At 73.3% G+C, this 11,587-nt stretch carries 10 protein-coding genes; 2 read left to right on the top strand and 8 right to left on the bottom strand.

Going from position 1 to position 11,587, the window contains the following annotated elements; translation table 11 throughout:
* Positions 1-16 precede the first annotated feature (16 nt).
* Together J4709_RS12600 and J4709_RS12595 are read right to left on the bottom strand one after the other, a co-directional pair.
* A complete protein-coding gene (locus J4709_RS12600) occupies positions 17-1,807 on the bottom strand; it encodes a hydroxysqualene dehydroxylase (RefSeq protein ID WP_208240409.1) in 1,791 nt (596 codons plus the stop codon).
* 67 nt (positions 1,808-1,874) lie between these two features.
* A complete protein-coding gene (locus J4709_RS12595) occupies positions 1,875-2,984 on the bottom strand; it encodes a hypothetical protein (RefSeq protein ID WP_208240407.1) in 1,110 nt (369 codons plus the stop codon).
* A gap of 156 nt (positions 2,985-3,140) precedes the next feature.
* Between J4709_RS12595 and J4709_RS12590 the strand changes: the two genes are divergently transcribed.
* Positions 3,141-3,803, top strand: a complete 663-nt coding sequence (locus tag J4709_RS12590; RefSeq protein ID WP_208240405.1) for a TetR/AcrR family transcriptional regulator — start codon at positions 3,141-3,143, stop codon at positions 3,801-3,803.
* On the opposite strand, the gene J4709_RS12585 is transcribed toward J4709_RS12590, so the two are convergent.
* From J4709_RS12585 to J4709_RS12560, 6 genes are all read right to left on the bottom strand, one after another.
* Positions 3,764-5,950 carry an MMPL family transporter gene (locus J4709_RS12585; RefSeq protein WP_208240403.1) on the bottom strand — a complete coding sequence of 729 codons (2,187 nt, stop codon included), beginning with the start codon at positions 5,948-5,950 and terminating at the stop codon, positions 3,764-3,766. The two genes, J4709_RS12590 and J4709_RS12585, sit on opposite strands and share 40 nt — an antisense overlap.
* Before the next feature lie 67 nt (positions 5,951-6,017).
* Positions 6,018-6,632, bottom strand: coding sequence for a TetR/AcrR family transcriptional regulator (locus J4709_RS12580; protein WP_208240401.1), 615 nt, complete (start codon positions 6,630-6,632; stop codon positions 6,018-6,020).
* Between the two features lie 96 nt (positions 6,633-6,728).
* Positions 6,729-8,084 (bottom strand): flavin monoamine oxidase family protein, encoded by a 1,356-nt coding sequence (locus J4709_RS12575; RefSeq protein ID WP_208240399.1) that lies wholly within the window; start codon positions 8,082-8,084, stop codon positions 6,729-6,731.
* Positions 8,085-8,223: 139 nt separating this feature from the next.
* Positions 8,224-8,445 carry a ferredoxin gene (locus J4709_RS12570; protein ID WP_208240397.1) on the bottom strand — a complete coding sequence of 74 codons (222 nt, stop codon included), beginning with the start codon at positions 8,443-8,445 and terminating at the stop codon, positions 8,224-8,226.
* Positions 8,442-9,668, bottom strand: a complete 1,227-nt coding sequence (locus J4709_RS12565; RefSeq protein ID WP_208240396.1) for a cytochrome P450 — start codon at positions 9,666-9,668, stop codon at positions 8,442-8,444. The genes J4709_RS12570 and J4709_RS12565 overlap by 4 nt, the downstream gene beginning before the upstream one ends.
* Before the next feature lie 220 nt (positions 9,669-9,888).
* A complete protein-coding gene (locus J4709_RS12560; protein WP_208240394.1) occupies positions 9,889-10,545 on the bottom strand; it encodes a TetR/AcrR family transcriptional regulator in 657 nt (218 codons plus the stop codon).
* A 142-nt stretch (positions 10,546-10,687) separates the two neighbouring features.
* On the opposite strand from J4709_RS12560, the gene J4709_RS12555 reads away from it, so the two are divergent.
* Positions 10,688-11,587: an alpha/beta hydrolase gene (locus tag J4709_RS12555; protein WP_208240392.1), complete on the top strand. Its 900-nt coding sequence runs from the start codon at positions 10,688-10,690 to the stop codon at positions 11,585-11,587.

Below are 11,587 nucleotides of genomic sequence, written 5' to 3'. Positions count from 1 at the left end.
GCACGGCGGTTCTCGCTCACAGGGTGTCGAAGAGGTTGCGCTGCCCGGCGCGGTAGCGCTGCGCGTCCAGCTTCTTGAGGCCGTCCAGCTCCGGCGGCCGGTAGAGCGTGTACATCTCGACGCGCCGCGCGGGCGAGCCGGACGCGTCGAGCAGCGCGTTGACCGCGGCGCGGCCGGACTCGTTGGCGCCCTCCATGGTGGCCAGGTCGACGTTCGTCCGGACGTAGTCGCCCGCCATGAACAGGTTCGGGATCCGCGTCCGGGCCTCCGGGCGCTTGGCCCAGCTGCCGACCGTGTTCACCATCAGCGGCTCGTCGTTGGTGTTCTGCCCGGCGGACGCCTTCCAGCCGATCGCGGGATCGAGGAACCAGGAGTGCAGCAGGTCGTCGGGGAGGACGGACCGGCCGGTGTCCTCCAGGTGGTCCTTCATCTGCGCCCAGCATTCCTTGGCGATCTGCGCCCGCGTGCATTTCTTCGCCGGCTTCCCGTACACGATCCCCGGGGTGTCCCAGTCGGAGATGTCGAGGGAGAGGCAGTCGGCGACCTTCCCGTCGCCGAAGTCGCGGGTGAAGTCGTGCTTCCACAGTCTGCTCTGCAGGACCGCGGTGATCTGCCAGGGCGAGTCCATGAAATTGACCTCCTGGTCGATGCCGTGCGGGGACCGTCGCAGGAAGAACTGCAGGCCGTTCATCCATTCGGTGCGCAGGTCCCGCATCGACGCCAGGGAAGGGTCGAGCGCGAGGACGGCCGGGGACAGCAGCGCCTTGGCCCGGTCGACCGGCATCGCGCTCACGAACCAGTCCGCGGCGGCGGTGCGGCGCCGGCCCGCCGCGTCCACGAGCCGGACCGAGCGGACGCGGCCGCCGCCCACCTCCAGCGCCTCGACGGTCTGCCCGACCTCGAACCGGACACCGCGTCCGCGCAGGTAGCGGACCCACGGGTCGATCCACGCCTCGTTGGTGGGGGCGTTCAGCATGCGGGCGAGGCCGCCGTCGGCGCCGAGGCCGAGCCCCGACAGCAGGAACGCCTCCCCCATCGCGCCGACCGTCTTGGTGCTGGCGACCTCCTCCTTCACCGCGACCAAGCCGCGCGTCAGGAACCGCGCCACGATCGCGCGGTAGTCCTTCGATTTGCCATCGGCGCGCACGTACTGCCACCAGGGAACGTGCTCCCATTGCCCGAGGCGCCGGTCGTCACTGCTGGTGAGGTAGACGATGAACCGGTTGACGAAAAGGGCGAGCTCGGACGCGGGAATGGCGGCGGCCTGCTGCACGAGGCCGGTCAGGGTCTCCTTCAATACGTCCAGGTCGAGGCCGCCGCCGCCCGGTGAGGTCAGTTCCGGGACGATGATGTCCGACCGGCCGGCGTTGCGGGATATGCGCGTCGAGGTGAGCGGGAGGAGGTTGTCGTGGACTCCGCCGGCGTTGCCGGGGAACGGGATGCGCCGCATCGTGTCGGGCACGTTCCGGTAGAAGCCGGGGAAGAAGCGGAAACCGTGCTCGCCTTGCAGATCCCGCCGTCCGCCTCTGCCGGTTCCGGTGACGGGGATGCTCCGCGCCTTTCCGCCGAGCGCCTTGCGTTCGAAGACGGTGACGGTGAATCCGCGTTCGGCCAGTTCGTGGGCGGCGGCGAGCCCGGCCATGCCGCCGCCCAGCACGGCGACCGTGCCCGCGTTCCGTCCGCCCGCCGCGCGGGCGGACGCCGTGCCGGGCAGCAGCGTCGCCGCTCCAGCCGCAGCCGTGCCGTACAGCACCCGGCGGCGCGAGACACCGTCGGTGCCCTTGTCGTTCCCGTGCTCGGTCATCATGGGTCGCCGCCTCCTCGGGGCCGGTGAACGTGCGGGGTGGACGCGTCCGGGTCCGGACCGTCCGGGGTCAGGAGTGCGGCAGCCGCGACGGCAGCGTGCGGATGTGCTCGATGAGGCCGAGCGAGCCGGGGACGGTGCGGCCGAGCGACTCGGGCAGCGCGAGCAGCCCGGCGTCGAGGATGAACGGGTCGACGACGTGGAAACTCGTGCGCAGCCCGGGCCGGGCGCCCTTCAGCCCTTGCGGCGTCGCGTGCAGCGAGGACGGGCACGACAGCGTGGTGGTCTCGGGGTAGGAGAACAGCCCCGACGTCCGCCAGTCCGACAGCTTGATGGTGGTCATGCACCCGTACGTCTCGCGCTTGGTGACGCGGCCGACGACGCCCTGCCAGGTCCCGTCGCCCTTCACCACTCCGCCGAGCAGCGTGGCGGTGCCGTCCGGCTCGTGGGAGACGCCCCACTCCCAGCCCGAGTACCGCTGGTCGACGACGCTGAACCGGCCCCAGTTGTGGTCGTGGTAGCCGCGCCAGCCGTTCACGCTGATGCGCGAGGACGACCCCGGCGGCTGGAGCCAGCCGCGGACCCGGCTCGTCGCGACGGGTGCGCTCCAGTACATCGTCTGGTCGCCGTCGTAGCGGATCGGCCCGCCGGTGACGCCGGGCAGCGCGCGGTCGAACCAGATGTCGGCCTTGGCGAACAGCCCATGCCATTGCAGGTGGTAGGCGCGGCGCGCGGCGTCCCACGCCAGGTCGCCGGCGCTGCTGTCGACGGTCGGGCCGGGCTTGGCGGTGACGGCCGCGGTCGGCTCCGGCAGGACGACCTTCTGCCCCTTCTCCGGGTACCAGAAGATCACCCCGGTGGGGACGGGCGCCGTGAACAGCATCGCGATGAAGGTGCGGTGCGTCGCCGGGTCCATCACGTGCGTGTACCACCACTCGGTGGTGGAGCCGGGGTGCGGCCCGTCGTCGGATGGCTCGGCGAGCTTGCCGGGCACCTGCGTAAGGTCGGACCGCTTGACGTCGGTGTGCGGGATCCAGGAGTCCGGGCCGGACGGTGAGGGCGCGGACTGCGCAGCGGCGGGCGGGGCCGCGACGGGGACGAGCGCGGCGGCCGCGAGCACCAGCGCGGCAGCGGCACGGCCGGCGATGGAGCGGCGGCGGGCGGCGGAGTGACGTGGCACGAGAGCCTCCTCGGCTGAGCCCCCCGTTGCGTCCGGCCCCTGGCGGGGAGCCGTGGACCGAGTGTGATTCGGTCCACGGGCACTGTCAAGCACAGTGTCGACACACTGTCCGATTACGGCCGCCCGGCGCCCCGCCGCCGCGGGTACGCTGCCGCCATGGCGTCCACCACCCAGCCGCGCGGCAAGGTCCGGGAACGGCGCGAGGACGTCCGGCGCCGGGTGCTGCGGACGACCGCGGAGATGATGGCCGACGGGACGCCCTACACCGAGCTGCCCGTGCAGCGCATCGCCGAGCGCGCGCAGGTCGCGCGCTCCACCTTCTACCTGCACTTCCCCGACAAGAGCCGGCTGCTCATCGCGCTGGCCGACGAGGCCGTCGAGGCGCTGTTCGCCGAGGCGGTCGTCTGGTGGCGGGCCGACCACGCCGACGGGGTGGACGGCGTCGCGCACGCGATGCGGCAGATGATCGCCGCGTACCGCGAGCACCGCCGCGTGCTGCACGCGCTCGGCGAGGTCGCGGGCTACGACCCCGACGTGGCGGAGTTCTGGCGCGACCGGATGCGCCGCTTCACCGACGTCGTCCAGGCACGGCTCGACACGGAGCTGCGGGCGGGCACCGTCGACCCGGAGATGGACGTCCGGACGACGGCCCAGGTGCTGATCTGGACGGTCGAACGCACAGTCTCAGCCCACTGCCGCCACGACGCCCCTCCGGGCGACGAGGGCGCGGGCGACGAACGCATCGCCCGCACCCTCGCCCGCTCGATCTGGCTGACGGTCTACGGCATTCCGCCCGCACCACCACGCCGCCCCTCCTGACCGGCTCTAGCGAGGGGTGTGGGAAGTGTCCCCTCACCGGGGGGCGCGGGGGGTCGTCCCCCCACACGACCGGGCCACCAGGCGGCGTGGCCTATCAGCGCGGTCACCGCCGGGGTGAAGAACAGCGCCATGACGAACGCCGCGATCGCGATGCCCGCCGAGATCGCGAAGCCCATCTGCAGGAGGGTGGAGCCGCCCGCCAGCATCAGTGAGGCGAAGGTGCCGGCGAGGATGACCCCGGCCGCGGCGACGGTCGGCCCCGCGTGCCGCACCGACAGGGCGGCCGCCTCGCGCGGCGACCGTCCCTCCCGCGCCTCCTCGCGCAATCGGGCGATCATGAGGATGTTGTAGTCGGTGCCGAGCGCCACGACGAACAGGTACATGATCACCGGCAGCATGAAGATCAGCCCGGGCTCGCCGCGCAGCTGCTGGAAGATCAGCACGCTGGCGCCGAGGGTCGCGGCGAACCCGAGCCCGACCGACGCCATCAGGTACCAGGGCGCGACCACGCTGCGCAGCAGCAGCCCGAGGATCACCATGATCAGGACGGCGGCGACCGGGAACACCACCGCGTAGTCGTGGTCGACCGCGGCCTGGATGTCGACGAACACCGAGGTGATGCCGCCGACGACCGCGGTCGTCCCGGCCGGCGCGGCGTGGTGCGCGGTGTCGCGCAGCGGCCCCTTCACCGTCGCGATGGCCGACGACGACTCCGGCTTCTCGGCGAGCGTCACGCGGAAGTCGGCGACGGTCCGGTCCTTCGACAGCACCGGGTCGGCGACGTTGCCGACGCCGTCCACCGCGGCCAGCTTCGCCTTGTAGCCGTCGAGGCCGGCCTTCGCGAGCGGCGTCCCGGCGGTCGAGCGCAGGTAGACCTCGGACGGCTCGGTGGCGCCGGCGGGCAGGCCCTTGAGCAGCTCCTTCTGCCACACCGTGGACTCCGCGCCCTTCGGGATGGAGCCGCCGGACAGGTCGAAATTGGAGTGGAAGCCGAGCGAGAAGGCCGCGAGGATCGCCAGCAGCAGGCCGGAGGCCGCGGCGTACCGGCCCGGGTGGCGGCCCATCGACCCGCCGATCGCGGCGAACCGGGCGCCCTTCGGCTCCTGCCGCCAGGCCTTGGACGGCCAGAACACCTTCGTGCCCAGCAGCGACACGACCGCGGGGATCAGCGTCAGCCCGGCCAGGAGCGTCGTCGCCACCGCGATCGCCAGCGCGGGCCCGAGCGAGCGGAACAGCGCGAGCGTCGACAGCACCAGGGCCAGGAACGCGATGATCACCGCGCCGGCGGCCGACGAGATCGCCTCGCCGACCCGCGCGATCGCCGACACCATCGCGGTCCTGGAGTCCTCGCCCGCGCGCAGCCGCTCCCGGTACCGGAACATCAGGAACAGGATGTAGTCGGTGCCGACCCCGAACAGCACGACGATGAGCATGGAGCTGACCGAGCTGTCGGTCTTGAGGTCGAAGAGGTCGTTGGCCCAGCCGATCAGCCCGGTCGCGATCTGCGACACCGCGCCGATGGTGATCACCGGGAGCAGCGCGATGATCGGGCTGCGGAAGATCAGCAGGAGCAGCACCAGGATCAGCCCGATGGTGGCGGCGCCGACGATCGCCTCGGCCTTGGTCCCGGCCTCCTGGCCGTCCAGGTTCTGCGCGGCGGTGCCGGTGATCCCGCCCTTCAGGTGGGTGCCGTGCAGGCGGTCCTGCAGGGCCGAGCGCAGCTCCTTGACCGCGTCGGTCTGGTTCTTGCCCTGCGCGCCCTCCGGTTTCGGCATCTGCACCGAGATAATCTGGATCTTCTTGTTCCCGGTGGCCGGGGCGGTCTGCACGGCGGTGACGTTCTTGATGTGCCCCCCGGACAGCGCCTGCCCGACGGCGGCGACCCGCTTCGAGTCCGCCGCCGTCAGCGGCGTCCCGTCCTGCCGTTCCAGGACGATGATCGCGGCGGGCGTCGCGGCCTGCGGGAACGCCCTCTGCTGCAGGTTCTGCGCCTGGATGGACTCGTAGTGGCTCGGTAGGAACGACGCCTCGTCGGTCGTCGCGGTCAGTTTCGGCGCCAGCGCGACGACGGCGATCGCCGCCGCCAGCCACACCGCGATCACCCTCCAGGGGTGATGCACGACGACGCGTCCGATGCGAGCGAACACAGCCGGTTCCTTCCTCATGTCGTCCGTGCGGGGTCCGCGCCGGCGCGTCGCCGCGTCCGGCGCGGGCTCACGCGTCCCCCTCCTCGCGCGCCACCCCGTCCCCGCGCTTCGCCTCGTCCTCGCCCTTCGCGCGCTCTCGCGGAGCCGCGCGGCCGAGCGTCCGGAGGGCGGCGGCGGTCATCGCCTCGCGCAGCGCCTCGTCGCCCATCGGCGGGTCGGCGGCGCCGGTCACGAACATGCCGCCGAGCGCCATCCACGCGGCCACCTGGTCCGCCGGGTCGGGCGAACGGCCGGCCATCGCGTCCGCGATCCGGTCGCCGAGGCCGTCGAGCGCCGGGTCGTTCAGCACGGTCCGCTCCGGCAGCGTGTCCAGCAGCACCTTCATCTCGCGCCGGAACCGCACCGTGAGAGCGGCGAAGGCGTTGACGGCCGTGACCGCCGCCACTTCCCCGTCCAGGCCGGCCAGCCGCGCGTCCAGCGCGACGGCCTCCCGTTCCACCGGCACCAGCAGTTCGGCGAGGATCGCCTCCTTGTTGGCGAAGTGGTACAGCAGCGACGCCTTCGAGCATCCGGCGTCGGACGCGATGTGCTGCAGGGACGTGCCGCGGAAGCCGTACTGCGCGAACAGCCGCAGCGCCGACTCCAGGATCTGGCCGCGCAGGGCGGCCGGGGTACGCGCCATGGCGACCACGCTAACTGTCCGATCGGTCAGGGTCTGACCGATCGGACAGGATAATTCTGTGATCTCCGACACGACCCGGAAGGCCGCGCCGGCACCTCACCCGGAACCGGGCGGCGCCGCCGAACCGGCGGCGAGGACCTCGGCCGCGGCACGGCGGCCGGACTGGACGGCCCCGTCGAAGTAGCCGTTCCATCGCGTGGCGGTCTCGGTGCCCGCCCAGTGCAGGACGCCGACGGGCGCGCGCAGCGCCGGCCCGAACCCTGTCCAGGCGCCGGGCGCGAGATGGCCGGAGAAGCAGCCGCGGGTCCACGGCTCGGCGCACCAGTCGAACTCCACGTAGTCCACCGGGTCGCGCGCCTCGCCGCCGAACAGCTCGGCGAGCCGTTCCAGGACGGCGCGGCGGCGGTCGCCGGGCGTCCGCGAACGCAGCCGGTGCGCGTCCGCGCCATAGACGAACGAGGTCAGGACGGCGCTCGGCCCCCCGGGCGGGGTGTTGTCGACGGTCTCGGTGAGGACGCCGGCGCTGCTGAAGCTGATCCCCGACAGGCCGCGCGCCCTCCAGAACGGCTCCCGATACACCGCGTGCGTCTTGAGCGCATACCCGGCCGCCATCCGCTGGGTGAGGCCGTCCCGGCGCGGCGGGAGCGGCGGGTCGTACTCGATCCGCCCGGCCAGCAAGGGCGGGATCGCGACGATGACGCGGGCCGCCTCCAGCCGCAGCGCGCCGGCGCGGACGACCGCTCCCCCGGTGCCGTGCTCGATGCGCCGGACCGGGGCGCCGTGGTGGATCGTGCCGGCGGGCAGCGCGGCGGCCATGCGTCCCGCGAGTTCCTGCGGCCCGCCGACGAGGCGGTCGGACTGGGCGCCGCCCGCGAACCCGGCCAGGACGTCCAGCCCGTCGCCGCTGACCAGGTAGAACAGGATCTCCAGCAGCGAGGCGTCGGCGGCGTCGAGGGACAGCAGGGCCCCGGCCGTCTGCCGCGCGACGGTCCGCGCGACGGCCGGGTCGCTCGTGCGCTCGGCCAGCCAGGATGCCAGCGTCCGGCCGTCCCAGCACCGGGCCCGCGGATGCGTCCATGGCGCGTCCGCCGGGATCTCCCGGCTGAGCCGGTCGAGCTCGCTGTAGAGCGCCGTGACCTCGGCCGGCATCGCGTCCACGAGCGCGCCCTCATAGTCCACGACGGCCCGTCCGTGCTCCGGCGTCGGGTAGGTCCGCATGCCGTGGCGCTCGATCAGCTCCCGCATCTCGTGCTGGCTCGGCCCGACCCACTGGCCGCCGAGGTCCAGCTGCGTGCCATCGGGGAGCAGGCGGGTGAGCGCCCGCCCGCCGACGCGGTCGCGGGCCTCGGCGACCGCGACGCGCGCGCCCGCGCCCGCCAGCTCGTGCGCCGCGGCGAGCCCGGCGAATCCGGCGCCGACGACCACGACGTCGGCGCTGCGTCCGTCCTGCACTCGAGCCTTCCGGATGTCGGGGACCTCCGCGGAGGATTCCGCTCCGGCGGGCAAGCCAACATCAGGCGCAGGTATAGGTTTCCGCTCCCGGCGCGGGTGCGGCGCCGCGCCCCGCCGAGGGGCGCGGCACCGCCGCCGGTCACTCGACGGGCGCCAGCAGCTCCCCCGTTCCCTTGGCGCGGACGGTGATCGCCTCGACCGGGCAGGACTCGGCGGCGTCGATCACCCGGTCGTCCGGTCCGGTCTCCGCGCGGACGGGACGGGACTCCCCGTCGACGAGCGCGAAGTGATCGGGGGCCGCCCCGGCGCAGATGCCGGAGCCGATGCAGGTCCGTCCGTCCACCTCGACCAGCCAGGTCATGCGTCCGTCCTCTCGGTGGTCCGGGGAAGGTCCCAGGTGACGGGCAGCCGCTCGGGCGAGCGGGTGGCCGAACCGGTCTTCCAGACGACGTCCTCCTCCGCCACCGCGAGCCGCAGGCCGGGGAGGCCGTCCAGCAGCGTGCTCAGGGCGACCTGGAGTTCCATGCGGGCGAGCTGGGCGCCGAGGCAGTGGTGCGGGCCGTGCCCGAAGCCGATGTGGGACGCCTCGCTGCGCTCCGGGTCGAACGCGTCGGGATCGGAGTAGACCGCCTCGTCCCGGTTCGCCGACTGCAGCGCGACCACGACGGGCTCCCCCGCCCGGACGGTGACGCCGCCCAGCTCGACGTCCTCCAGCGCGTAGCGCGCGCTTCCCGCGCCGCCGCCGAGCGGGACGTACCGCATCAGCTCCTCGACCGTCCGCGGGATCAGGTCCGGGTCGGCGCGCAGCGCGGCGAGCCGGCCGGGATGGGTCAGCAGCACGTAGACGAAGTTCGGGATCTGCGAGGCCGTCGTCTCGTGCCCGGCGACGAGGATCCCCTCCGCCATCGCGAGGAGCTCCTCCTCCGACAGCCGGTCGTCGCGGTCGCGGGCCTCGATGAGCGCGCCGATGAGGTCGTCGCGGGGCGCCGCGCGGTGCTCGGCGACGAGGGACGCCATGTAGTCCCGCATCCGTCCCGTGTACTCGGTGACCTCGTCCTGGGTGAACCGCGTGGTGGACAGGAACGCGTCCGACCACAGCCGGAAGTCCGTCCGGTCCTCGACGGGGACGCCGAGCAGCTCGCAGATGACGGTGATCGGCAGCGGGAGCGCGAAGTCCTCGACGAGGTCGGCGGGCGGCCCCTGCGCCAGCATCGCCGCGGCGAGGTCGCCTGCGATCCGCCGCGTCCGGGGGCGCAGCCGCTCGACGCGCCGGGCGGTGAACGCCTTGGCCACCAGCCTGCGCAGCCGGCTGTGCTCCGGCGGGTCCTGGCGCAGCAGGGAGCCGGGCGACCCCAGGTGGAGCCGGGAGCGCGGCTCGTCGCGCCCGGTGGCGGCGGCGCGGCTGAACCGCGGGTCGCCGAGGACGACCTTGACGTCCTCGTAGCGGGTGGCGAGCCAGGCGGGCTCGCCGTAGGGCAGCCGGATCCGGCACAGGGGCCGTTTGCGCAGTCCGGCGAACGCCGGAGCGACGTCGAGGCGGTCGCTCGCGCCGAACACCTCGGTCCAGGGTCTCGTGGTCGTCATCACCCACTCCTTCGCGGGGGTCTCGTTTCACCATTGGCGGGTGCGCGCCGGCCGGGGCGGGGCGGCCCCGGTGCTGCGGCGGCATGGTGACGGCTTCCGCGCGGCACGGCCCCGGGCAGCGGGGGTGGGAGCCTTGTGGGCGGGATGGCGCTGCCGGTCGGACGTCCGCGACGCGGCGCGGGCGGCGGCCCGCGTGCCGGTGGGACGGTGGTCTGCGCGTTCATCGCGCTCGGTCGTCCGGGCCGGTCATCGCGGGCGCCAGGAGATGGCAGACGGCGTCGGCGAGCAGGCCGATCGGGTCGGCCGCCTCCACCGGCCAGCCGCCGGCGAGCCACATCGTCAGGAACGCCTCGACCTGCAGCACCGCCATCAGGGCCCGTTGCCGGGCCTCCGCCGGCGGCGCGTCCCACCGTCTCGGCGCACCGGTCAGCAGGTTCACGTAGTGCTCGTGGACGGCGAGCGAGCGGTCGCGGGCGCGGTCGGCGTCGCCGAGCGCGGTGCCGCCCGCGGCGGTCAGCACCCGGATCACCGGTGCCATCGGCCGCCAGCGCGCCACGGCGCCCTCCAGCCAGGCCCGGACGTCCCGGCGGGTCCACTGAGGCAGCGCGGCGAGGTCGCCGTAGACCTCGTCCGCGAGGTCGTAGACGCGCGCCAGCAGCGCCTGCAAGATCTCCGTCTTGCCGGGGAAGTAGGCGTACACCGTCGCCCTGGTGACGCCCGCCGCCCTGGCGATGTCCTCCATCGTCACGTCGACGAGGGACTTCGCGCCGAACACGGCCACGGCGCCTTCGAGGACCCGCTCGCGCGTGAGCCTCTTGTGCTCCTCGCGGAGGCTCGGCCGCGCGTTCTCCTCCCGGGCCGGCGCACGATTCCCCACGCGACGAACGTACGTTTCGACTACCGCCTATACAAGATGTCAAAGCAAATACTGGACCGGTGGCAAGCACGCCCTGCCCCTGGCGGACATCGGCCGTTCCGCATTACTGATCTTCGGGTGACGATCTCTTTATCCTTGCCGCATGACGATCACCTGGGCGGCGGAGCGCATGGAACTACCGGGCGCGGTGCGGTACACGGTGGTCACCGGAACCGAGCCCGGCGACCAATGGCATGTGACGGTCGCACCGCCGCCGCCGAACCTCCGGAAAGCCGCAGGTCCCGGCCCGTTTCCCGCGCTGTACCTCCTCGACGGCCTGCTGACGTTCGCCACCGCCGCGCAGATCGCCCACACCACGTTCGCCTATTCGCTGGGGCAGTTGCGCCCCATCGTCGTCGTCGGCATCTCGCCCGCCACCGACGACCTCCGCCGGCTGAGCGCCCAGCGCGCGCGGGACATGACGCCGACCAGCACCGATTCCGGCTACCTGCATGTGAAGACCACTTATGGGATGGGCGGCGCCGCCGCGATGGTCGACCTGATCCGCGACGTGATCGCACCGCACCTGGAATCCGCCCATCCGCTCGACCCCGCCGACCGGGGGCTCGGCGGGTTCTCCCTGGGCGGCCTTCTCACCTGCTGGGCCCTGCTGCGCCGCCCCGAGGGCTTCCGCCGCTTCCTCGCCGTGAGCCCGTCGCTGTGGTGGGACGACCACCTGCTGCTCGACCCCGGCCGGACGCCCGTCGCCGCACGGGACGCCGGGGACGTCTACCTCGCCGTCGGCGAACTCGAGGACGGCCCGCACCGCAGCTGGCCGATCATGCCGGACGAGCTGTGCCGGGAGCTGGCGGACCTCGACATGGTCGCCGACCTCGCCGCGTTCACCGGCCGGCTGGACGGCGACCGGGACCTCGCCGTGCGCAGCGAGGTCATCCCCGGCGAGCAGCACGCGACGGTGTGGCCGGCCGCCGTGACCCGCGGCCTGGTGCACCTCTACCGCACCGACCGGGACGGTGGGGACCCCCGCGAACGCGGGTCGTAA

Source organism: Actinomadura violacea, from assembly GCF_017573465.1.
Taxonomy (GTDB): Bacteria; Actinomycetota; Actinomycetes; order Streptosporangiales; family Streptosporangiaceae; genus Spirillospora; species Spirillospora violacea.
This window is presented reverse-complemented; position numbering and strand designations above follow the sequence as displayed.

Coding starts and splice junctions, on each gene's coding strand:
- J4709_RS12600 (WP_208240409.1), bottom strand. CDS start 1,807: ATGATGACCGAGCACGGGAACGACAAGGGCACCGACGGTGTCTCGCGC.
- J4709_RS12555 (WP_208240392.1), top strand. CDS start 10,688: ATGACGATCACCTGGGCGGCGGAGCGCATGGAACTACCGGGCGCGGTG.
- J4709_RS12565 (WP_208240396.1), bottom strand. CDS start 9,668: ATGACGACCACGAGACCCTGGACCGAGGTGTTCGGCGCGAGCGACCGC.
- J4709_RS12590 (WP_208240405.1), top strand. CDS start 3,141: ATGGCGTCCACCACCCAGCCGCGCGGCAAGGTCCGGGAACGGCGCGAG.
- J4709_RS12570 (WP_208240397.1), bottom strand. CDS start 8,445: ATGACCTGGCTGGTCGAGGTGGACGGACGGACCTGCATCGGCTCCGGC.
- J4709_RS12580 (WP_208240401.1), bottom strand. CDS start 6,632: ATGGCGCGTACCCCGGCCGCCCTGCGCGGCCAGATCCTGGAGTCGGCG.